Raw genomic sequence first — 22,456 nt, forward strand, 5'->3', positions numbered from 1 at the left:
CGTGCCACCCGTTACCCTGACAGTCTGTTCCGGTCCGTAGTTCGCCATGTCCATCGTCCTCACCGATTTCGCCCGCCCCCGCCTGTTCCCGCGCGTACCGCGCGGCAACACCATCCAGGACTGCAGCGCCGAGCAGTTCCAGGCGCATCTCAACGCGCACCCGCCGCTGAAGGTGCTCGATGGCTATGCACCGTTCTGCAAGCTGTTCGTCTATGAAAACTGGACCAGCACGCGCTGCCTGACCGTGCCGGTCACCGACGCCAACCGGCACCTGCTGCGCAGCGGCTACGAGGCGCGCAACCGTGAGGAACTGCCGGTGCTGGTGCGCTGGTTCGAGGGCGTGGAATCGCCACGGGCCAATTACCTGGTGGTGATCCTGTACAGCGCCGAGCAGCTGGCCAAGGAAGGTTCACCCATCGATGCGGACTGGGGCATCGTCGGCTGCATCTATACCGCCGAGCCGGAAGAAGTGCCGATGGCGCCGATCACCATGATGCGCAATGCGCTGGGCGTGGAGGAGGGTGGTTCGGGCGTGCCGCTGGACCGCGAAGCCTATCAGCGCGCGGTGGCGTTCTGGGAGAACAACGCCAACTGGCGGCCGTGAGAACACAGCATCGCGATGCGCGTCAGCGCACTGCGATGTGAAATCCGCTGCGGCCACCGCGGGATACGATGCTGTTTCCATCACAGCAGGAAGCAACGATGACGATCAGAACGTGGATGCCGTTGGCGGTGGCGCTGGGCGCCTTGCTGGGTTCAGCCGAGAGTTCAGCCCAGCGTTACGATGCCAACGCCGCATGCGGTGGATTGAGCAACGCGGCATCGATCCAGGATGTGGGCGTCAGCAGCATGGAGGCGCGTGCCCAGCAAGGGCGCTGCACGCTGCACGTCGTGGCTGCGGATGCGGAAGCGCTGGTGCGCCAGCAACGCATGCTGGAAGCGGTGTCGATGGCGGTATGCAAGGCCGCTGCGGAACCGCAGCCGTCCGCGCAGCCGCTGTCACTGGTGCTGCGATTCCCTGCGCGCTGCCCGCTGTCGTCCAAGGCGACACTGTTCCCTGCGGCCAGCGGCAACTGGAGGCGTGAATTCCCCGAGTACCCCTCTGCGGCTGTACGTGACGGGTTGCAGGGCAAAGTGCAGCTGAAGGCGCTGGTGAACGGGGACGGCAGGATTGTCGCGGCAGTGGTACGCGTGTCCAGTGGTCACGCGGTGCTGGACGCGGCAGCGGCCAAGGGGCTCCGCTCGTGGGCCATGCAACGCGACGCGCAACAGCCCGCGTTGCCCGCCATGAGTGTGATGGACGTGCCGGTGACCTTTGCTCTCAACGAATGAAGGACGTGCTCTCCTGGCTTTCGTAGCGGGAGCCGGCACAACCAGGCTTGGCGTGGATCCGCCTTCGCAGTAGAGCCACGCCACGCGTGGCTTCAATCAAGGGCGAGCAAGGTCCACTCCCACCACGGGTAGTGGTACTCGCGGTCGGTGGCATCCCAGCGCTGGCCGCAGCAGGTGCAGGCCACCCGATGGCGGTCGCCCCAGCCATCCTCGGCCACGCCCTGTTCCAGCAGCCGCACATGCCCCTGCTCGATGAGCCGGCGTGGGTCGAAGAACAGGTAATCCGGATACAGCGCGCACAGGCAGCCTTTGCGCTCACGCCAATAACGCAGGCGGCGCAGTGCCGCTTGCAGGTGCACATCGTTGCTGACCAGCGCACCGCCAAGCTGCACGCCCTGGCAGGCCTGCTCGATCCCCTCGGTCTGCGGTGCCAGCGCATCCAGCGTCGTAGCGGTGAACAACCGCGCCAGGCGGCTGCTGGCGGCATGGATACGACTGGCATCGCGCGACAGCAGGTCCTGCAGCAGCACATCGGCCTGCGGGTCGTCCAGCCGCGGTGGCGGCGATGTGGACCAGGGCCAGCGCATCAACGGGGCCTGCCGATCGCGGCGTAGAGGCCGCCGGTCAGGTGCAGCAGGTCGGCCGGTGCCAGCTCCACTTCCAGGCCACGCCGTCCCGCGCTGACGTGCAGGGTGGGCAGTGCCTGCGCGCTGGCGTCGAGAAAACTGCGCAGGCGCTTCTTCTGCCCGAGCGGACTGATGCCGCCGACCAGATAGCCGGTTGCGCGCTGCGCGGCATCGACGGCGGCCATCTCGCACTTCTTGCAGCCGGCCGCCTCGGCCAGTGCTTTCAGATCAAGCTGGCCGGCCACCGGCACGATGGCAACGAGCAGTTCGTGCGTTTCGGTGCTGGCCAGCAGGGTCTTGAATACCTGTGCCGGGTCCAGGCCCAGCTTTTCGACGGCTTCGCCGCCATAGGATTCGGCATGGGCATCGTGCACGTAGCTGTGCACGGTATGGGCGATCTTCTCGCGCTTGAGCAGGTTGATGGCCGGGGTCATGGGCGTATCGTAGCGCTCCGCCCGGGCATTGCCTTGACCGAGGCTATTGCCGCGCCCTGCGATACTGCACGTCGGCTTTCCCTGGCTCCAGCATGCGCGCACCCGCTCACCTCCACGACCTGACCTTTGACACCGAAGTGGCAGCGGGCCCGTATCCACCGCAGGGTTTTCTGCCGATCGCCGAAGGCGCGTTGGGCAACGGCGATTGCTTCGGGCTGTACTGGCCATTGGGGCGCGAAGGCGCATTGCCGCTGGTCTGCGAGATGTTCCATGACGAGGGCAGGATGGTCTACAGCCATTCTTCGCTGGACGTGTTCGTGCACTGGTTGGGCATCAATCGCGCGCTGGACGAGGATGCGTGGGATGACGACGAGTGGGATCCGCGCGCGCATGATGTGGACGACGCAGACTCGCCTTTCCGGCTTGTCGAGTCGGCGCAGGGACATGTAGCAGCGGGCGAGCCCGCCGCTGCGATCCCACTGCTCGACGCCGCAACCGCGGCTTTTCCAGACCTGCAGAAGGGCTGGGCCATGCTCGCTGGCCAGCACATGCGGTTGCGCAATGCCGAGCTGGCGGTGCGCGCGGCGCGCTCGGCCGTGCTGGCCAACTGGGCCTTTGGCGTGCCCGAAGCAGGTGTGCTGCGCATCCTGAAATCGGCGCATGCTGGTGCGGATCCGGTGGTGGCGATGGCGCAGCAGATGGGCTTCGCCTTTGGCGGTGCCAGGAACAACCCGGACTATGCGTTGATGCAGGCCTGCATCGATCGGTGTTGGCAGATCGGCGATAGGGAGGCGGCACTACGGTTGTCGCACAACCGCTGTTACGTGATGGCCGCCGAGACGGTGTCATTCCAGGAGCGCGAGCGCTTTGATCTGCCCGCGTGGCAGCTTGCGTTCCGCGAACAGTGCCGCCTCGCCCTCGGCGACGACCGCCAGCGCATGCAGTAGAGTCACGCCGCGCGTGGATACCGAACCGGATGACAGGATCCACGCTGTGCGTGGATCCGATCCATCGCAGATCAGCGCGACAGCGGCTGCTGTGCCTGTGCCTGTTCCTGCGCCTGTCGTTGTGTCTGTTCGGCGTTCAACGCTTCGCTCTGGCGAGTGCTGGATGGCAGATTCTGGCTGACCGCCTGCGCAAGGTCGATGTAAGTGCGATGCGCTGCAGGATCGCCCAGCTGGCCCTGCACCGCGAATACACCCTGGCCGTCGGGGCGCGCCACCACGGTGTCCACCTGTGACATGCCGACAAGCTTGGACTCGTAGGCGACCTGTCCAGCGGCATTCTCCAGCTGGCCGCGGTCATGGAACAGCGGCGATAGTCCACCTTGGCTGCGCTGCTGTTCCAACGTTTCCAGCTTTTCCACGACCTGCTGGTAGCGCGGATTGTCGGCGTGCCCGGGCGTGGCCATGCTCGGTGCTGCTGATTCGGCCTGCTGATGCTGCTGGCTTGCCGCCTCCAGCGCACCCAAGGTGCCGCTGCCGGCTTTGCCGTCCACCGTCAGCTGATGATCGCGCTGGAACTGCTGGACCGCCTGCAGGGTGCCCGGGCCAAAGTGACCGTCGGCCACCAGCGGTGCACCGTCCTTGCCCGTGTAGCCGAGGTCGGCCAGCTTCTGCTGCATGGCCTGCACCTCATCGCCCTTTGCGCCGTTCACCAGCACGCCACTGCCAGCCGACGCACCGGGTGTGCTGGGCGAGCCGTGCGAGGGGGCATGGGTTGGGGTGATGCCCAGCTGGGTCATGGCCGTGTCGAAGCGTTGATCGCGGCTGGTCACGGCCGCAGGCGACTGGATGCCGAATTTGGTCGCATCGACGAAGGTCTGCACGTCGGCCCGGCTTGGTGGATCGCCGGCCTGGACGGTACCGCCCTGCAGCTTCTCCGCGTTGCCGGCCAGATAGCTGATGAACTGCGGGCCCATGCTGCCGAACTGGTTGTCATAGTCGGCCATGGCCAGCTGCAGTTCCGGGTTTGCCACGATGGCATCGGCGGCGGCCGGGTTGGTCGCACGCACCTTGGCGATGGCCTCGTCGACGCGCTCGATGGCGCTGTCCAGCTTGGCGTTGGTGAGCTGGTCGATGTTGGCCTGCGGAATGGCCTGCAGCTTGGCGTCGAGCGCGGCCAGCTGCTGTGTGCTCAGCCCCCCGTGCTGGGACAGCAGTTCGATGTCACCGTTGGTGAAACCGTTGTCGCGCAGGAAGCGCCTGGCCTGGGGGTTGCCGCCGACGTCGAACTGCACCAGGCCGAACGAATAGGCGCTGGTGCCCTCCTGGGCGTATGAAAAATGGTCCAGGTGGCGGGTGTTGCCGCCCAGTTCGGTGTTGAGGAACAGCGTGGACAGCTGTTCGCGGGTGAGAGTGGAATCCGTTGCCATGGTCATCGTCCTTCAATGAGGAAAAGGGAGCCGTGCCCGCCCGGCTGATGTCAGCCGGCGCAGTGCTGCTGGGTGAAGCCGAGCAGCTGGCGTGTGGCCTCGGTGCCGTAGGCAGCCGGTGCCGGTTCGATGGCGAACTGGCCGACCATCTGGTTGCTGCACACTTGCACGTTGCGCTTGCCGCTGGCTGTTTCCAGGGTGCAGTTGGCCGCCAGCAGGGCGTTGTGGCCGGCGCCGATGTTGGTTGCCGCCGTGCAGCCCAGCAGGCTGCCTTTTTGGCCGTTTTCACCCAGCAGCGTGTTGAAGGTCGCCAGCTGGCTGTTGGGGTCGCGCAGCACCAGCATGTCCACGCACTGCTGCTGGCCGTCGGGCACTTCGCAGGCGTCCTGGTCGACCAGACCGTCGCGCGTGGCCGACAGTACCTTGAGGCGGTCGGCAGATACCTGTTGCAGGCAGTGCGCGTCGCTGCACAGGTCGCGCGTGTGCTGGATCCAGCGCTGCTGCTCGGCCTGCAGCTTGGCCTTGCCGGCGGCATCAAGGGTTTGGCTTGCGGCGGCTTCGGCCTTGGCCAGCTCGCCTTCCTGCTTCAACAGGGCGGGGTCGTTGCAGATCAGGGTCTGCACCGGCGATGCCGGATTGGCGCAGGCGGTGCTGCCGGCGGCCGCTGCCGGGGCGCTGGCCGCCTTGCCGTCGGTGTTGGCCTGTTCGGTGGCGGCTGCAGGTGTCGTGGCCTGGGCTTCACCGGAGGGCGGGGTGCAGGCGGCCAGCAGGGCCACCCAGCACAGGGTCATGAGGGGCTTGATGGCCCGGGTCATACGTTCACTGCTGCGCTGCATGTCTATCCTTTGATGTCTGCGTCCTGGCGCATGGCCTGCGGGCGGCAGGCATGGGGCGAACCATGGAACGGGGGGGCCGTGGCGGCCACGCGGCGGGCTGGGCATTGCAACATCCCGCGCCGGGGCCGTTGGCGGGAACAGAGCGTAGCAAGCGACTGCTTAGGGCTCTGTGACAGGGCGCGCGGAACACGGCGGCGGGTGCCCGGATGCAGAACGGGCGCCCGAAGGCGCCCGTCCGTGTGCATCCGTTGCTGGGGTCAGAGCCCTTTCCTGCGGAAAGGGATCCGACCCCGCGCACGGCATCAGTAGCGGTAATGATCCGGCTTGAACGGACCTTCCACCGGCACGCCGATGTAGTCGGCCTGTTCCTGGCTCAGGGTGGTCAGCTTCACGCCGATCTTTTCCAGGTGCAGACGGGCCACTTCTTCGTCCAGCTTCTTCGGCAGCAGGTACACCTTGTTCTCGTAGGTGCCCTTGTTGGCCCACAGGTCGATCTGCGCCAGGGTCTGGTTGGCGAACGAGTTGGACATCACGAAGCTCGGGTGGCCAGTGGCGCAGCCCAGGTTGACCAGGCGGCCTTCGGCCAGCAGGAAGATCGCATTGCCGTTGGGGAAGATGTACTTGTCCACCTGCGGCTTGATGTTGACGTGCTTCACGCCCGGGAAGGCGACCAGCGCATCGACCTGGATCTCGTTGTCGAAGTGGCCGATGTTGCAGACGATGGCCTGATCCTTCATCGCGCTCAGGTGCTCGATGCGGATGATGTCCTTGTTGCCGGTGGTGGTGACGTACAGGTCGGCACGGCCCAGGGTGGATTCGATGGTGTTGACCTCGAAGCCTTCCATCGCCGCCTGCAGGGCGCAGATCGGATCGATCTCGGTGACCACCACGCGCGCGCCGTAGGCACGCAGCGACGCGGCGCAGCCCTTGCCGACGTCACCGTAGCCGCAGACCACGGCGACCTTGCCGGCCAGCATCACGTCCATCGCGCGCTTGAGGCCATCGGCCAGCGACTCGCGGCAGCCGTACAGGTTGTCGAACTTGCTCTTGGTGACCGAGTCGTTGACGTTGATTGCCGGGATCAGCAGGGTGCCGGCCTGGGCCAGCTGGTACAGGCGGTGCACACCGGTGGTGGTTTCTTCCGAAACGCCCTTCCAGTCCTTGACCACGCGGCCCCAGTAACCCGGGCGCTCCTTGGCCACGCGCTTGAGCAGGTTCTTGATGACCTGCTCTTCGTGCGAAGCGGCCTTTTCGTCGACCCAAGTGCTGCCGTTTTCCAGCTCGTAGCCCTTGTGGATCAGCAGAGTCACGTCACCGCCGTCGTCGACCACCAGCTCCGGGCCGGTCAGGGTGCCGTCGGGCAGGGTGAAGGTCAGCGCGTCCAGGGTGCAGTCCCAGTACTCTTCCAGCGACTCGCCCTTCCAGGCGAACACGGGGGTGCCGGTGGCGGCGATCGCCGCAGCGGCGTGGTCCTGGGTCGAGAAGATGTTGCACGAGGCCCAGCGCACGTCGGCGCCGATGTCCTTCAGGGTCTCGATCAGCACCGCGGTCTGGATGGTCATGTGCAGCGAGCCGGTCACGCGCACGCCCTTCAGCGGCAGCTCGGCCTGGTACTTGCGGCGGATGGACATCAGGCCCGGCATCTCGTGCTCGGCGATGTCCAGTTCCTTGCGGCCCCAGTCGGCCAGGGTGATGTCGCGGATCTTGTAGTCGCCTTCAGTGGAGAAGGTCTTGGCAACAGCATTCATGCAGTAGCTCCGGTTGTGGGCGAGCGGATGCTCGCATCTGGCCGGGCGCCGTTGTTGCAAAGCCACCTGGCCGAGCCTGGCCGGTCTCAGGGATCCGGTCGCAGCGCCCCTCGGCAGGGGAGGATGCCCATTATATCGCGCCTCCGCTGTGACACGGCGATGACCCAACCATCGGCAGATGGGCGCAGGTGCATGGCCTGTTAAGGTCGAGGGCTTCACGCAGCGAACAGGTGGAACAATGATGAGCACGCACGCACGCCGCAACCGGCGCTTGACTGGCCTGGTCCTGTCGATGGCACTGCTGGCGGTGGTCCCGCAGGCCTGGGCTGCGGCACCGCAGGCGGCCGCGGCGCAGGCGCAGGGCGTGGCCGGTTACGAGCTGCCCTCGGCCGCACTGCAGGCCGTGGTCGACGCGCCGCGGGCGCCGTCGCTGTACCTGTCGCCACGCCGCGATGTGGCCGCGCTGATGCAGATGCCGTCGCTGCCGTCGATCCAGGTGGTGGCACAGCCGGAGCTGAAGCTGGCCGGCCTGCGCATCAATCCGAAAACCTTCTCTGACAGCCGCTTCAGCTTCGGCCAGAAGCTGTGGCTGATGAATGTAGCCGACGGCAAGGAGCGGCAGATCAGCGGGTTGCCGGCCTCGCTGTCGATCGCCAGCCTGACGTGGTCGCCGGACCAGAAGTGGCTGGCCTTCAACCAGGTCGATGCCGCTACCGGGGCCAATGAGCTGTGGCTGGTGGACGTGGCTGGCGGCAGCGCCCGTCGCCTGGTCGCCGGCCTGAACACCGTTCTGGGCACTGGCTACCAGTGGTTGCCGGACAGCCGTGGCCTGGTGGTGTTCACCCGCCCGGCCAACCTTGGCGCCGCCCCGGCTGCAGATGGCATCCCGACCGGCCCGGCCGTGCAGCAGACCAGCCAGGGCGGTGGCGTGGTGTCCATCCGCACCTACCAGGACCTGCTGAAGAACGAGGCCGACGCGCGCCAGTTCGATTACTACGCCACCACCCAACCGATGGAAGTGGGGCTGGACGGGCAGAGCCGTGCCATCGGTGCGGCCGGCATCTTCATGGGTTTTGCGGTGTCGCCCGACGGCCGTTTCGTGCTCAGCCAGCCGTTGCAGCGTCCGTACTCCTACGTGGTGCCGCTGAGCAGCTTCCCGCGCCGAATCGAAGTGCTCGACCGCAGCACCGGCAAGCTGGTGCATACCGTGGCCGTACGGCCGCTGGTGGAAGGTCTGCCGACCGGCAACGATGCCGAAGTGACCGGCGTGCGTGACATCAGCTGGCGCGGCGATGCCGATGCCACCCTGGTCTGGGCCGAAGCGCAGGATGGTGGCGACCCGAACAGGGAAGCCAAGGTGCGCGATGCGGTGTTCATGCAGGCCGCACCGTTCGACACGCCGCCGGTGACCCTGGCCCAGCTCGGCAGCCGCTATGCAGGCATCAGCTGGGGCCGTGGCGACCTGGCCCTGCTCAACGAATCGTGGTGGAAGACCCGCCGCAGCAAGACCTGGCTGATCGCACCGGACAACGCCAGCGCCGATGCCAGGCTGCTGTGGGATCGCGACGCGCAGGACCGCTACGCCGATCCGGGCCGCCCGCTGATGGCCAGTGATGACCGCGGCCGCTCGCTGCTGCAGACCACCGCTGATGGCGGCAGCCTGTACCTGGCCGGTGCCGGTGCATCGCCGGAAGGCGACCGTCCGTTCGTTGATCGCTTTGACGTGGCCAGCGGCAAGGCAACCCGCCTGTTCCATTCGCAGGCACCGACCTACGCCGCGCCGGTAACGCTGCTGGATGCGCAGGCCAGTTCGCTGCTGATCAGCCGCGAGAGCCCGGACGAGCCGACCAACTTCTACGTGCAGTCGCTGGCCGACACCAACGCCGCACCGCGTGCGCTGACCCATTTCGCCCATCCGCTGCCGCAGCTGAAGGGCGTGCAGAAGGAGCAGATCCGCTACAAGCGCAAGGACGGCGTGGACCTGACCGCGACCCTGCTGCTGCCGCCGGGCTATGACCCCAAGCGCGATGGTCCGCGGCCGCTGCTGATGTGGGCCTACCCGGGTGAGTTCAAGAGCGCGGCGGCCGCCAGCCAGGTGACCGATTCGCCGTACCGCTTCAACGCGATCAGCTACTGGGGCCCGCAGGCGTTCCTGGCCAAGGGCTATGTGGTGCTGGCCAGCCCGTCGATGCCGATCATCGGCGAAGGCGACAAGGAACCCAACGACACCTACATCGAACAGCTGGTGGCCAATGCGCAGGCCGCAGTGGACGAGGTGGTGCGGCGTGGCGTGACCGACCGCGAGCACATCGCCATCGGTGGCCACTCCTACGGTGCGTTCATGACCGCCAACCTGCTCGCGCACACCCGCCTGTTCAAGGCCGGTATCGCGCGCAGCGGCGCCTACAACCGCACGCTCACCCCGTTTGGTTTCCAGGCCGAAGAGCGCAACTACTGGCAGGCGCAGGACGTGTACCAGAAGATGGCGCCGTTCAATTACGCCGACAGGATCAAGGATCCGATCCTCTTCATCCACGGCGTGGACGACAACAACTCGGGCACCTTCCCGATGCAGAGCGAACGCATGTTTGCCGCAGTGAAGGGGCTGGGCGGCACCGCCCGCCTGGTGATGCTGCCGAACGAGTCGCATGCCTACCGCGCACGCGAATCGATCATGACGATGCTGGCCGAAAGCGAGCGCTGGCTCGAGCAGAACCTCGGCCCGGTGCAGCAGGGCAAGGCCAAGAAGACGCGCTGACCAGTGCTGGTAGTGCCGGCCGCTGGCCGGCAACCTCATGGACCTGCGCAACGTGAGGTTGCCGGCCAGCGGCCGGCACTACCAGATGAAACCATTTTTGCATCGCAGCACGGCACGCGTTCTGGTTTAGGCTTGGGGTCTGGATCCGTTGACCGAGGCCTGTGCGTCGCCGATGAACGAGTACCGCAGCAGTATCGAATTCGCTTCCCCTGATCTTCCCTTGCGTGACGACGTGCGCCGTCTGGGTGCACTGGTCGGTGACCTGCTGGTCGAGCAGGTATCGGCTGCCTTTCTCGATGACGTCGAGGACGTGCGCACGCGTGCCATTGCCCGCCGCGAGAACCAGGCGCCGCTCTCCGAGCTGGCCGACGGCCTGGCCGGGCGTGAACCGCAACAGGCCGAGACCATGGTGCGCGCGTTCAGCACCTACTTCCAGGTGGTCAACATCGCCGAGCGCGTGCATCGCATCCGCCGCCGCCGCGACTACCAGCGCGCCGTTGCCGCCGCACCGCAACCCGATGGCCTGCAGGATGCCCTGCAGCAACTGAAGGCGCAGGGCGTTGGCCTGGACGAACTGGCGCAGTGGTTGCCACGCATCGATATCGAGCCGGTGTTCACCGCACACCCGACCGAAGCGGTGCGCCGCGCGCTGCTGGAGAAAGAGCAGCTGATGGTGGCCAGCCTGGTCGACAATCTCGACGGCCAGCGCACGCCGGGTGAAGCGGCCGCAGATGCCGCGCGTTTCCGCATGGCGTTGACCGCCTCGTGGCAGACCACCGATTCCTCGCCGGTGCGCCCGACCGTGGACGACGAACGCGAGCACGTCGGCTTCTATCTGGTGCAGGTGCTGTACCGGGTGATCCCGGTGCTGTACGAATCGCTGCAGCAGGCACTGCGCGATACCTATGGCGCGGAACTGCCGCTGCCGCGCCTGCTGCGTTTCGGCACGTGGGTGGGCGGCGACATGGACGGCAATCCCAATGTGGATGCGCACACCATCCGCAATACGCTGGATGCACAGCGCGTTGCCGTGCTGGGCCGTTACCAGAAGGAACTGCTGCAGCTGGCCAGCCTGCTCAGCCAATCCACCGAGCGGGTGGGGGTGAGTGATGCACTGCAGGCGCGTGTAGCGCATTACCAGCAGTTGCTGCCGCAGGTGCAGTCGCGGCCACGCCATGCCGACATGCCATATCGGTTGCTCAATGACCGCATGCGCGCACGCCTGCAGGCCACGCTGGATGATGCCGACGGCGCCTATGCCGGCCCGGACGAGCTGATCGACGACCTGCAGCTGATCCTCGACAGCCTGCGCGCGAACCGGGGCGAGCATGCCGGCGGCTTCGCGGTGCAGCGCCTGTTGTGGCGGGTGAAGACCTTCGGTTTCCATCTGGCGCGGCTGGATGTGCGCCAGGAATCGAGCGTGCATGCGCGCGCGCTGGCCGCAGTGCTGGGGGGCGATGCGGCATGGGACGCATTGGATACAGCGGGTCGCGCACGCCGGCTGGCACCGCATGCCAGTGGTGAAACACCATTGCCTGTTGGCGATGATGAGGGCAACCAGCGCTTGGATGCAGTGTTCGCGGCCTTGGCCGATGCCCGTGCGCGGCATGGTGGCGACGCGCTGGGCAGCTACATCATCTCGATGGCGCACGACCGTGGCGATGTGCTGGCGGTGCTGGCGCTGGCGCGTCGTGGCGGCCTGGTCGATGACGCCGGCCACGTGCCGCTGGATATCGCGCCGCTGTTCGAAACCGTGGACGACCTCAAGCGCGGCACCGCGACGCTGCGCGATCTGCTGGCCGATCCGGTGTACCGCGCGCACCTGCGTGCACGCGAGGACGTGCAGATGGTGATGCTCGGCTATTCGGACAGCAGCAAGGATGGTGGCATTGCCGCATCACGCTGGGGCCTGCAGCGCGCGCAGGTGGAGCTGCTGGAAGTGGCTGCCGAAGCGGGCCTGCGCCTGACCTTCTTCCATGGCCGCGGTGGCTCGATCAGCCGCGGTGGTGGCAAGACCACGCACGCGGTCGATGCCTCGCCACGCGGCAGCATCGATGGCCGCCTGCGGGTGACCGAGCAGGGCGAGGTGATCCACCGCAAGTACGGCATCCGCGCGCTGGCGCTGCGTTCGCTGGAGCAGGCCACCGGTGCGGTGCTGCGCGCCAGCCTGCGCCCGCGTGCCGCCGAACCGCGCGAGGATGATTGGCGGCCGGTGATGGACGTGGTCGCCGGTTCCAGCAGCGAGGTCTATCGGGCGTTCGTCGGCCAACCGCGTTTCATGGACTACTTCCGTACCGCCACGCCGATCGATGTGATTGAACGGATGACGCTGGGATCGCGGCCGTCGCGCCGGCTCGGCCAGGATGCGGCCTTGACCAACCTGCGCGCGATTCCGTGGGTGTTCGCCTGGAGCCAGGCGCGCGCGGTGATTCCGGGCTGGTATGGGGTCGGCAGCGGGCTGCAGGCGGCCGCCGACGCCGGCCATGAAGCCACGCTGCGTGAAATGGCGCGGGACTGGCCGTTCTTCCGCACGTTCCTGGACGACATCGCGATGGTGCTGTCCAAGGGGGATATCACCATCGCCGAACAGTTCTCGCGCCTGTCCGGCGAGCTGCACGATGCGTTCTTCCCGCAGGTCGAGCGCGAACTGGAGCTGACCCGGCACTGGCTGCTGGCGCTGATGGAGCAGCAGACCCTGCTGGACCACGACGCGCGGCTGGCGCTGTCGATCCGCCTGCGCAATCCCTATGTGGACCCGATCAGCGTGCTGCAGGTGGACCTGCTGCAGCGCTGGCGCGAAAGCGGACGCGAGGACGACGACCTGCTGCGTGCGCTGGTGGCCTGCGTGAATGGTGTCTCGCAGGGCGTGCAGAACACCGGCTGAAATGCATCTGCCGGGCATGGCCCGGCGAATTCGCAATGGTAGTGCCGGCCGCTGGCCGGCAACCTCGCAGCAGGCAGGCTACTGCAGTTGCCGGCCAGCGGCCGGCACTACCGGTTTGCCAGGTGCCGAGCCCGGTCGGCCCGCTTTCATTCTTCTGGTGACGGCGGATTGGACGCCAGCAGTTCCAGATGCCGCTGCTCCATTTCCTGCCGCAGCTGGCGGCGGATCAGCGCTGCGGCCTGCCGGCGCTTTTCATCCGAACTGGCCGGTTGCAGCGATGGAACCGGCGTCGGCCGGCCGTCCTCGTCCACCGCCACCATGGTGAAGAAGCAGCTGTTGGCGTGGCGCACGCTGCGCTTGAGGATGTCCTCGGCCACCACCTTGACGCCGATTTCCATCGACGAGGTACCGGTGTAGTTCACCGAGGCCAGGAAGGTGACCAGTTCGCCCACCGCGATCGGCTGGCGGAACACCACCTGGTCCACCGACAGGGTGACCACGTAGCGGCCGGCATAGCGGCTGGCGCAGGCATAGGCGACCTGGTCGAGCAGGCGCAGGATCGCGCCACCGTGGACCTTGCCGGAGAAATTGGCCATTTCCGGCGACATCAGCACGGTCATGGACAGCTGGTGGGATTTGAGTTCGGTCGACATGGGGCGATTGTATCGGCAACCACCGGCACTACCATCTGCCGGCCAGCGGCCGGCACCCTCATGATGTGCGCAAACCGATGCATGGTTGCCGGCCAGCGGCCGGCACTACCGAAAGCAGAAGGGCCGCTTGCGCGGCCCTTCGTGTTTCTTACTTCAGCTTCGCATCGGCGCGCAGGGCGGCGGCGCGATCGGTCTTCTCCCAGGAGAAGGCCGTGGCGTTGACGGTCTCGCCTTCGCCGTTGATGTAGCTGAACTCCTTCGGCTTGCGGCCGAAGTGGCCATAGGCCGCGGTCTGCTGGTACATCGGGTGGATCAGGTCCAGCATCTTGATGATGCCGTACGGGCGCAGGTCGAAGTGCTTGCGGATCAGCTTCTCGATCTTGTCGTCGCTGATCTTGCCGGTGCCGAAGGTGGTGACCGAGATCGAGGTCGGCTCAGCCACGCCGATGGCGTAGGAGACCTGCACTTCGCAACGGTCGGCCAGGCCGGCGGCAACCACGTTCTTGGCGACGTAGCGGGCAGCGTAGGCGGCCGAACGATCGACCTTGGACGGGTCCTTGCCGGAGAACGCGCCACCACCGTGACGGGCCCAGCCGCCGTAGGTGTCGACGATGATCTTGCGGCCGGTCAGGCCGCAGTCGCCCACCGGGCCGCCGATCTCGAACTTGCCGGTCGGGTTGATGTGGAACTTGGTGCCCTTGTGCAGCCACTTGGCCGGCAGCACCGGCTTGATGATCTCTTCGCGGACGGCCTCGATGAGGTCCTTCTGCTTGATGCCCGGGGCGTGCTGGGTCGACAGGACCACCGCGTCGATGGCCGAAACCACGCCGTTTTCATAGCGCAGGGTGACCTGGCTCTTGGCGTCCGGACGCAGCCAGGACAGCGGCGAGTTGCGCTTCTTGCGGATCTTGGCCTGCTGCTCGACCAGGCGGTGCGACAGGTGGATCGCCGCCGGCATGTAGCTGTCGGTTTCGTTGGTTGCATAGCCGAACATCAGGCCCTGGTCGCCAGCGCCCATTTCTTCCGGCTTCTTGCGGTCAACGCCCTGGGCGATGTGCGGGGACTGCTTGCCGATCAGGTTCAGCACGCCGCAGGTGGCGCCGTCGAAGCCGACGTCGGAGCTGTCATAGCCGATGTCCACGATGACCTTGCGGGTCAGCGCTTCCAGGTCGATCCAGGCGCTGGTGGTGATTTCGCCGGCAACGATGGCAACGCCGGTCTTGACCATGGTCTCGCAGGCCACGCGGGCGCGCTGGTCCTGGGTCAGGATCGCGTCCAGCACCGCATCGGAGATCTGGTCGGCAACCTTGTCCGGATGGCCTTCAGAGACCGACTCGGAGGTGAAGAGGTAGCTGGACATCAGGCTTAATATCCTTTGATTCGGATGGAAAGATGGGCGCGAATGATACACGGGGTGCGCCGCCTGTGCATTGTGAACCCGTATGGGTTGCCGGTGGTTAAGGTGTTGTGCCCGGCAGGGCAAGGCCTGGCGGGCATTGCGGGGGCATCGTGCACAGGCAGTGTTCCACTGGCGTGACCATTGCCGCCCCCGCCGGGACCGGATGTGCCAGCGCCTGCGCCGTCATCATTCTGCCGCCAAACCGCCATCTGGCTGCCGCCTGCCGGGCGCAGGCTCTCGGCCAACCCGGCCGCCGGGCAGGAGGGGATACGCCATGCAGGAACTCGAACAGCGTCTGCAGCAACGCTATCCCGACTGGTTCCATGGCCGTCGCGGCCAACTGGCCCGGCCCCTGCTGCGCAGCGTCGGACGCTGGTCGCGGCTGGACCGGATCGAGGCGTTCCTGCGCCGCAACGCCAACGTGCGCGGTTTCGACTTCGTCGCCGCCGGGCTGGAGTTCATCGAGGGTCGCTACCACGTGGACCCCGCCGCGCTGGCGCGGATCCCCGCCACCGGCCGCCTGTTGATCGTGGCCAACCACCCTTCCGGCGCGCTGGATGCGCTGGCGTTGCTGGATGCGGTTGGCCGCATCCGCCGTGACGTGCGGATCGTGGCCAACGATCTGCTGGGCGCGATCGGGCCGCTGCAGGACCTGCTGCTGCCGGTACGCATCCTCGGCGGCAAGGTCCAGCGCAGCAGCCTGCAGGCGGTGGAGCAGGCGCTGGCGGCCGAGCAGTGCGTGATCGTGTTCCCGGCCGGCGAGGTCTCGCGGCTGTCGCTGCTCGGCATCCGCGATGGCCGCTGGCAGCGGGGGTTTGTCCGCTTTGCCCGCGCCGCCGCCGCACCGGTATTGCCGGTGCGGGTGGAAGCGCGCAATTCGGCGCTGTTCTACGGCGCATCCACCCTGTTCAAGCCGGCCGGTACGGCACTGCTGGCACGGGAGATGTTCGCCCGCCGCGGCCGGCCGCTGCGGCTGCGCATCGGCGAACCGATGCAGCTGGGGCAGGGTGATCCCGGCGCGCAGCTGCTGGCGGTGCGCCGCGCGGTATATGCGCTGGGGCGCAGCACAGCGATTGCCGAAGGCTGCCCGGCAGGGCCCGAGCCGCTTGCCGCGCCGGTGCCGCCTGCACAGGTCGCCGCTGCGATTGCCGCCGCCACCGTGCTGGGGCAGACCGCCGATGGCAAACAGATCCTGCTGGCCAGCTGCACGGCCGATTCGCCGCTGCTGCACGAGCTGGGGCGGCTGCGCGAACTGACTTTCCGCCAGGTGGGCGAGGGCACTGGGCGCAGTCGCGACCTGGATGACTTCGACCTGCACTACCAGCACATCGTAATCTGGGACGGCACCGCGCAGCGCATCGCCGGTGCCTACCGGATCATGCGGGGCGCGCAGGCGCTGGCGCGCCGGGGCCTGGCCGGGCTCTACAGCGCTTCGCTGTTCCGCTATTCCGACGACGCCATTCCCCGCATTGCCGAAGGCCTGGAATTGGGACGCAGCTTCGTGGTGCCCGATTACTGGGGCAGCCGCAGCCTGGATTACCTGTGGCAGGGCATCGGCGCTTACCTGCAATGCCAGCCCGGCATCCGCTACCTGTTCGGTGCGGTGTCCATCAGCGCCGCGCTGCCACGCGATGCGCGGGAGCAGCTGGTGGCCTATTACCAGCGTTACTACGGCGCAGCCGATGGCCGGGTGCAGTCGAACCGGCCGTTCCAGTACTTCGCCGCGCCACCTTGCTTTGGTGAGATGGATGCGGCGGCTGCCTTCGACGTGCTCAAAGCCAATCTCGCCGCGCTCGGTACCGGTGTGCCCACCTTGTACCGGCAGTACACAGACCTGTGCGAACCCGGCGGTGCACGGTTCCTGGCGTTTGGCGTCGATCCGGATTTCAGCGACTCGATCGACGGCCTGATCGAAGTCGACCTGCACGCGATCCGGCCACACAAGCGCAAACGCTATCTGCGCGATGCGGGGATGCCGGCATGAGCACGCTGGCGAACCTGGCACCGCATCGTCGCGCCGTGTTCGTCTCCGATGTTCATCTCGGGTCGCGGCATTGCCACGCCACCGAGCTGGCGCGTTTCCTCGGCACCCTGCGCTGCGAGCGCCTGTATCTGGTCGGCGACATCATCGACCTGTGGTGGATGGCACACCGACGCGCCAACTGGCGGCAGTCGCACAGCGAGGTCATCCTGGCCCTGCACGCGCTGCGACGCGCCGGTACCGAGATCATCTACATCCCCGGCAACCACGACGCCTCGCTGCGCCAGGTGTGCGGCCTGATGCTGCCGGCGATGCAGGTGCGCCGCCGTGCGATCCACACCACCGCCGATGGCCGCCGGCTGCTGGTGGCGCATGGCGACGACTATGACGGTGTCACCCACTTCGGTGGCTTGCAGGAGCGGTTTGGTGATTGGCTGTACTACCGCATCCTCACCGGCAACCATCTGTTGAATGCGGTGCGGCGCCGACTCGGGATGCGCTACTGGTCACTGTCCGAATTCCTGAAACGGCAGAGTGGCGCCGCTGAACGCTACATCGAGCGCTTCGTGCAGGCCGGCCTGGACGATGTTCGCCGGCGAGGCCTGGATGGCATCATCTGTGGGCACATCCACCGCGCCGCACTGATCGAACGCGACGGTCTGGTCTACGCCAATGACGGCGACTGGGTGGAGAGCCTGACCGCGTTGGCCGAGGACCACGACGGCGCCATGCGGCTGCTGGACCACAACGGGCGGACGTTGGTGGAGCTGCCGGGAGCACGGTTGTCGCAGGCGGCGTGATTCACAGCTGCAGGGACAGGCCCACGCGCGGCTGCGGCCGCACTGGCAGCTGACTGACGCGCCGCCGGGCAGGAAACCGCCGCTGCACGGAGATCGCCAAGCCGCTAGCATCGGCCGATGGACTCATTGACCCAGATCGTTCTTGGCGGCGCCGTCGCTGCCGCCATCGCCCCGCCTGGACACCGCCGTGCCGCCCTGCTGGCCGGTGCCGCGCTCGGTACCCTGCCGGACCTGGATGCCCTCTGGCTGGGCTTTGCCGCCGCCGACCCGGTGGCGAACATGACCGACCATCGCAGCTTCAGCCATTCGCTGCTGGTGCTGCCGTGGGTGGCCGCGCTGATCTGGTGGCTGTTCAAGCGCTTCGGCAACGGCCGGGTGGCGCAATCACCGCTGCGCTGGTTCTGGGCGATCCAGCTGGCGCTGGTCACCCATCCGGTGCTGGATGCATTCACTGTCTACGGCACGCAGCTGTGGTGGCCGTTGCAGCCACATCCCGCGATGGGCTCGAGTGTCTTCATCATCGATCCCGGCTACACGGTGTGGCTGCTGCTGGGCTGCGTGCTGGCGTGGTTCGGCCGCGCGCGACCGTGGGTGGGCAAGGTGCTCTGCGTTTCGTTGCTGCTCAGCAGTGCGTACCTGGGCTGGGGACTGATCGCCAAGGCACAGGTCGACCGCGCCGCGCAGCAGAGCCTGGCCGCGATGGGCCTGGGCGACGCGCCGCGGTTCTCGGTGCCGATGCCGTTCAATACCCTGTTGTGGCGGGTCGTGGCGATGACCCCGAATGGCTACGTGGTCGCTGACCGCTCGCTGGTGGCCGACCGCGGGCCGATGCGTTTCGAGGGGCATCCGTCCAACGTGCAGGCCTTGCGCGAAGCGGCGGAAATTCCGGCAGTACGGCGCCTGCAGTGGTTCAACCGTGGCTTCATGCGCGCACAGGTGGTGCAGGGCAGGCTGGTGCTGAGCGACCTGCGCATGGGGCTGGAGCCGGACTACACCTTCAATTTCGCGGTGGCCGAGCAGGTTGACGGCCAGTGGCGCTCGATCGTGCCCGAACAGTTGCGGGTGGACTACAGCAGCCCGGCCGCGCGTGCCGATGCCGGCCGCCGGTTGTCGGCGATGTGGCAGCGCATCTGGCACGAACCGGAGGCGGCGGACGGCGCCGCCGCGCACCCGTAGATCCACGCCACGGCCCATCAGCACAGTAGATCCACGCCACGCGTGGATGGCGCAGTGCATCGACACCCAGTAGATCCACGCCATGCGTGGATGGCGCAGTGCATCGACACCCAGTAGATCCACGCCATGCGTGGATGGCGCAGTGCATCGACACCCAGTAGATCCACGCCATGCGTGGATGGCGTGTACCGCGGCCGCTCAATACACCGTTGCGCGGCCCTGCACGAACGAATAGAAGAACACCGCGTTCGGATCGTTCTGCACCAGCCGGAACTCGCGGCGCATGCCCTCCACCGTCTCTTCGTCCACCGTGCCGGCCTGCAGCAGCTGGTCGGCCGCCGACAACAGCAGCTGTTCCCAGAAAGCGATCATCGTCTTGCGACGTGCCGGTTCGCGGTTGTCCAGGTAGATGGTCTTGATCTCGGTGTGCACATCGCGGAAGCCACCGGCCAGCAGCAGGTTGCCCAGCTTGGCGCCGACGAACGGATCACCGCCGTGGTCGTACTGGAAATCGTTGAAGGCCATCCAGTAGCGCCAGATGTGCGGCGAATACGGATCAAGCAGGAACGAAGCATTCATCACCTCGGTGATGTAGACCGGCGAGCCCGGGGCCAACACGCGGCGTACTTCACTCAGCACGCGCGCCGGCGACGGCACGTGTTCCAGCACCCAGCACAGGAACGCCGCATCGAAGCTGCGCGCCTCGAAAGGCAGTTCGCCCGCATCGGCCTGCTGCAGGGTGTAGCGGTCGTTGCACCACGGCGTGCGCGCCAGGTTTTCGCGCGCGGTTTCCAGCTGGGCCTCGCTCAGGTCCACGCCGGTCACGTGCAGCTCGGGGAAGCGGCGCAGCAGGATCTCGGTCTGCGCGCCCACGCCACTGCCGACTTCCAGCAGGCGCTTTGCGCCGCTGTAATCGATCTGGCCGAAGATGCTCGTTTCCAGCAGGCGCGCCTGGGTCATCAGGCGCTGCTGCTCCGTGCCGGAGAACCCATGCAGGTAGGTCGGGGAAGAAATCGGCGGGGTCATGGGGGCGGGCTCAGGCAGCGGAAGACATCGCCGGTTCCCCGGCAATCAGGCGGTCGAAATAGTCGGTGGTCAGCGCGATCTGGCTGGCCGGATCTTCGGCGCGGTTGACCACCGCGCGGAACGCGGCATTCTCCGGCCGATCCTTGGCGTACCAGCCCAGGTGCTTGCGCGCGATGCGCACGCCCTGCGGTTCGCCGTAGAAATCGTGCAGCGCGTGCAGATGGCCGAGCAGGATGTCGCGCACTTCGGCCAGCGACGGCGGCGGCAGCTCCTCGCCGGTGGCCAGGTAATGCGCCACTTCGCGGAAGATCCACGGCCGGCCCTGTGCGGAGCGGCCGATCATCACCGCATCCACGCCGGTCTGCTGCAGGACGAAGGCGGCCTTCTGCGGCGAATCGATATCGCCGTTGGCGATCACCGGGATGCGCAGCGCGGCCTTGATCTCGCCGATCGTGGCGTACTCGGCCTGGCCGGTGTAATGCTGGTCGCGGGTACGGCCGTGCACCGCCAGCGCAGCGATGCCACTGTCTTCGGCGATGCGCGCGATGAGCGGGCCGTTGCGATGGTCGCAGTCCCAGCCGGTGCGGATCTTCAGCGTCACCGGCACGTCCACGGCATTGACCACCGCCTCGAGGATGCGCGCGACCAGCAGCTCGTCGCGCATCAGCGCCGAGCCCGCCCAGGCGTTGCACACCTTCTTGGCCGGGCAGCCCATGTTGATGTCGATGATCTGCGCGCCATGGTCGACGTTGTAGCGGGCGGCGTCGGCCAGCTGCTGCGGCTCTGTGCCGGCGATCTGCACGCTGATCGGCGCCGGTTCACCGGCATGGTCCATGCGGTGGATGGACTTGCGCGTGTTCCAGAAGCGCGGGTCGCTGATGGTCATTTCCGAGGCGGCCAGGCCCGCGCCCAGCCGTTTGCACAGCAGGCGGAAGGGTTTGTCGGTAACGCCGGCCATGGGCGCCAGCACGACGTTGGGGGCAATGGAGTACGGGCCGATCTGCATGCGCCCATTGTAGGGCGCCGCAGGCGCCCCGGCTGGGTTGGCGGCCCGCCGGTTCAGGCCGATCCGGACCGACCTCATGCCGGACGGGCATCAGCAGATGCTTGATGGTCGCTTCCGTCGCCCCCACGGGCCGGTCATGGTGGGCGGCTGGGCGGGCCGGCAAGGCGCATCCACGCATGGCGTGGATCTACTGTGCCCCGGCAGATCCACGCCATGCGTGGATGGGGCCATCGCACCCAGCACCCGGTAGATCCACGCCATGCGTGGATGGGGCCATCGCACCCAGCACCCGGTAGATCCACGCCATGCGTGGATGGGGCCATCGCACCCAGCCCAGTAGATCCACGCCATGCGTGGATGGGGCCTTGCCCATGAACGTGAAAAGGCCCGGGCATCTGCATGCCCGGGCCCGATCATCATCCCCACGGGGATGTCGCGTTACTTCACTTCGGCATCGGCCGGGGTGAAGCGCGGCATCGCCGCCGCTGCGCCTTCCTTCTCGGTCGAGCGACCGGCGAACTGGTTGGCAAAGCGCACGTGGCGGGCGAACGGAGCGTCCGGCACCTGTGCCATCGAGGCCACCAGCGCACCGTTGAAGGCATCGCCGGCACCGGTGGTGTCGATCGCCTGCACCTGTTCGGCACCCACGCGGTAGTACGGCTGGGTGTCGCCACGCAGGTGCTCGTCGGCATGCGACACGAACACGCCCACCGAGCCCAGGGTCACCACCACCGTGCCGTTGCCGACCAGCTTGCGGCACAGCGCGTGCAGGCTGGCACCGTCCAGCGCGGCGACGTCGTTGGCATCCACGCGCTCGCCGACATGACGGCCGAGCAGGGCGGCGAACTCGGTCTCGTTCGGGGTGATCACATCGGCCAGCTTCAGCAGGCCGATGCTCGACGGGGCGTCGGCCGGGGCGGCGTTGAGAACGGTGGTGACACCGGCCTCACGGGCCACGGCCAGGGCCGCTTCGATGGTCTGCACCGGCGATTCCAGCTGCACCAGCACCACTTTGGCGCCGGTCAGCAGGGCCTGCTGTTGCTGTACGAAGTCGGTGCTCAGCGCCGCGTTGGCACCCGGGCCGATGACGATGGTGTTGCGGCCACGGGCATCGACGTAGATGCCGGCGGTGCCGGTCGGCTCGCTGCTGGCTTCGGCGATCAGCGCGAAACCATCCTGCGCGGCCAGGTCACGGGCGGTGGCACCACCGGCGTCGTCGCCCAGCGCACACAGGAAGCTGGTGTCAGCGCCGGCACGGCAGGCGGCAACGGCCTGGTTGAAGCCCTTGCCACCGGGACCGGTGCTGTAGCGGCCGGCAATGGTCGCACCCGGTGCCGGCAGCGACTCGCACCGCCACACGTGATCGACATTGAAGGAACCGACGACAACGACACTGCTGCTCATAGGGAATCTGTTCTCGAAA

General features: G+C 67.1%; 18 protein-coding genes and 1 riboswitch. Of the genes, 8 read left to right on the plus strand and 10 right to left on the minus strand.

The annotated features are described in order from the left end of the window. The first annotated feature begins 46 nt into the window (after positions 1 to 46). Together CLM74_RS03425 and CLM74_RS03430 are read left to right on the plus strand one after the other, a co-directional pair. Positions 47 to 604: a DUF3228 family protein gene (locus CLM74_RS03425; RefSeq protein ID WP_025876554.1), complete on the plus strand. Its 558-nt coding sequence runs from the start codon at positions 47 to 49 to the stop codon at positions 602 to 604. 98 nt (positions 605 to 702) lie between these two features. Continuing rightward, positions 703 to 1,332 carry an energy transducer TonB gene (locus CLM74_RS03430; RefSeq protein ID WP_158684100.1) on the plus strand — a complete coding sequence of 210 codons (630 nt, stop codon included), beginning with the start codon at positions 703 to 705 and terminating at the stop codon, positions 1,330 to 1,332. Positions 1,333 to 1,424: 92 nt separating this feature from the next. Here the strand turns inward: CLM74_RS03430 and CLM74_RS03435 are convergent, their stop codons facing one another. Beyond that, positions 1,425 to 1,919 carry a hypothetical protein gene (locus CLM74_RS03435; RefSeq protein ID WP_105163457.1) on the minus strand — a complete coding sequence of 165 codons (495 nt, stop codon included), beginning with the start codon at positions 1,917 to 1,919 and terminating at the stop codon, positions 1,425 to 1,427. Continuing rightward, positions 1,919 to 2,392 (minus strand): Cys-tRNA(Pro) deacylase, encoded by a 474-nt coding sequence (gene ybaK / locus CLM74_RS03440; RefSeq protein WP_059066028.1) that lies wholly within the window; start codon positions 2,390 to 2,392, stop codon positions 1,919 to 1,921. Before ybaK ends, CLM74_RS03435 begins: the two co-directional genes overlap by 1 nt. Positions 2,393 to 2,484: 92 nt before the next feature. On the opposite strand from ybaK, the gene CLM74_RS03445 reads away from it, so the two are divergent. After that, complete coding sequence (locus CLM74_RS03445) at positions 2,485 to 3,339, plus strand: hypothetical protein (protein ID WP_105163458.1); 855 nt, start codon at positions 2,485 to 2,487, stop codon at positions 3,337 to 3,339. Between the two features lie 71 nt (positions 3,340 to 3,410). Here CLM74_RS03445 and CLM74_RS03450 read toward each other — a convergent pair whose 3' ends face one another. From CLM74_RS03450 to ahcY, 3 genes are all read right to left on the minus strand, one after another. Beyond that, complete coding sequence (locus CLM74_RS03450) at positions 3,411 to 4,766, minus strand: peptidoglycan-binding domain-containing protein (RefSeq protein WP_234003417.1); 1,356 nt, start codon at positions 4,764 to 4,766, stop codon at positions 3,411 to 3,413. A 50-nt stretch (positions 4,767 to 4,816) separates the two neighbouring features. Then, positions 4,817 to 5,602: a lysozyme inhibitor LprI family protein gene (locus CLM74_RS03455; protein ID WP_105163460.1), complete on the minus strand. Its 786-nt coding sequence runs from the start codon at positions 5,600 to 5,602 to the stop codon at positions 4,817 to 4,819. Between the two features lie 302 nt (positions 5,603 to 5,904). After that, positions 5,905 to 7,350, minus strand: a complete 1,446-nt coding sequence (gene ahcY, locus CLM74_RS03460) for an adenosylhomocysteinase (protein WP_025876541.1) — start codon at positions 7,348 to 7,350, stop codon at positions 5,905 to 5,907. A gap of 36 nt (positions 7,351 to 7,386) precedes the next feature. Continuing rightward, a riboswitch (S-adenosyl-L-homocysteine riboswitch) is annotated at positions 7,387 to 7,468 on the minus strand. 123 nt (positions 7,469 to 7,591) lie between these two features. On the opposite strand from ahcY, the gene CLM74_RS03465 reads away from it, so the two are divergent. Both CLM74_RS03465 and ppc read left to right on the plus strand, forming a co-directional pair. After that, a complete protein-coding gene (locus CLM74_RS03465) occupies positions 7,592 to 10,108 on the plus strand; it encodes a prolyl oligopeptidase family serine peptidase (protein ID WP_105163461.1) in 2,517 nt (838 codons plus the stop codon). Positions 10,109 to 10,280: 172 nt separating this feature from the next. Next, positions 10,281 to 12,992 (plus strand): phosphoenolpyruvate carboxylase, encoded by a 2,712-nt coding sequence (gene ppc, locus CLM74_RS03475; protein ID WP_105163463.1) that lies wholly within the window; start codon positions 10,281 to 10,283, stop codon positions 12,990 to 12,992. A 146-nt stretch (positions 12,993 to 13,138) separates the two neighbouring features. On the opposite strand, the gene CLM74_RS03480 is transcribed toward ppc, so the two are convergent. Continuing rightward, on the minus strand, positions 13,139 to 13,645 hold the full coding sequence (locus tag CLM74_RS03480; protein WP_025876535.1) for an acyl-CoA thioesterase: 507 nt from the start codon (positions 13,643 to 13,645) through the stop codon (positions 13,139 to 13,141). A 148-nt stretch (positions 13,646 to 13,793) separates the two neighbouring features. Then, positions 13,794 to 15,005: a methionine adenosyltransferase gene (gene metK / locus CLM74_RS03485; RefSeq protein ID WP_025876533.1), complete on the minus strand. Its 1,212-nt coding sequence runs from the start codon at positions 15,003 to 15,005 to the stop codon at positions 13,794 to 13,796. A gap of 313 nt (positions 15,006 to 15,318) precedes the next feature. Here metK and CLM74_RS03490 point away from each other — a divergent pair, with 313 nt between their 5' ends. The 3 genes from CLM74_RS03490 (at position 15,319) to CLM74_RS03500 (ending at position 19,001) form a co-directional block, all read left to right on the plus strand. After that, entirely contained in the window at positions 15,319 to 17,028 is a 1,710-nt protein-coding gene (locus CLM74_RS03490; RefSeq protein WP_032974921.1) for a GNAT family N-acyltransferase, read from the plus strand. Further along, the gene (locus CLM74_RS03495) at positions 17,025 to 17,825 is read left to right on the plus strand and encodes a UDP-2,3-diacylglucosamine diphosphatase (protein WP_025877846.1); all 801 of its coding nucleotides are present in this window, start codon (positions 17,025 to 17,027) and stop codon (positions 17,823 to 17,825) included. The genes CLM74_RS03490 and CLM74_RS03495 overlap by 4 nt, the downstream gene beginning before the upstream one ends. A gap of 117 nt (positions 17,826 to 17,942) precedes the next feature. Beyond that, positions 17,943 to 19,001, plus strand: coding sequence for a metal-dependent hydrolase (locus CLM74_RS03500; protein ID WP_105163464.1), 1,059 nt, complete (start codon positions 17,943 to 17,945; stop codon positions 18,999 to 19,001). A 198-nt stretch (positions 19,002 to 19,199) separates the two neighbouring features. Here the strand turns inward: CLM74_RS03500 and CLM74_RS03505 are convergent, their stop codons facing one another. The 3 genes from CLM74_RS03505 to CLM74_RS03515 form a co-directional block, all read right to left on the minus strand. Beyond that, positions 19,200 to 20,027 (minus strand): class I SAM-dependent methyltransferase, encoded by an 828-nt coding sequence (locus tag CLM74_RS03505; protein ID WP_105163465.1) that lies wholly within the window; start codon positions 20,025 to 20,027, stop codon positions 19,200 to 19,202. Positions 20,028 to 20,037: 10 nt separating this feature from the next. Beyond that, positions 20,038 to 21,033: a tRNA dihydrouridine synthase DusB gene (gene dusB, locus CLM74_RS03510; RefSeq protein ID WP_105164928.1), complete on the minus strand. Its 996-nt coding sequence runs from the start codon at positions 21,031 to 21,033 to the stop codon at positions 20,038 to 20,040. A gap of 438 nt (positions 21,034 to 21,471) precedes the next feature. Further along, positions 21,472 to 22,437 carry a ribokinase gene (locus CLM74_RS03515; protein WP_025877854.1) on the minus strand — a complete coding sequence of 322 codons (966 nt, stop codon included), beginning with the start codon at positions 22,435 to 22,437 and terminating at the stop codon, positions 21,472 to 21,474. Positions 22,438 to 22,456: the final 19 nt, after the last annotated feature.

The sequence above is a fragment of the Stenotrophomonas sp. MYb57 genome, from assembly GCF_002966815.1.
Classification (GTDB): Bacteria; Pseudomonadota; Gammaproteobacteria; order Xanthomonadales; family Xanthomonadaceae; genus Stenotrophomonas; species Stenotrophomonas indicatrix.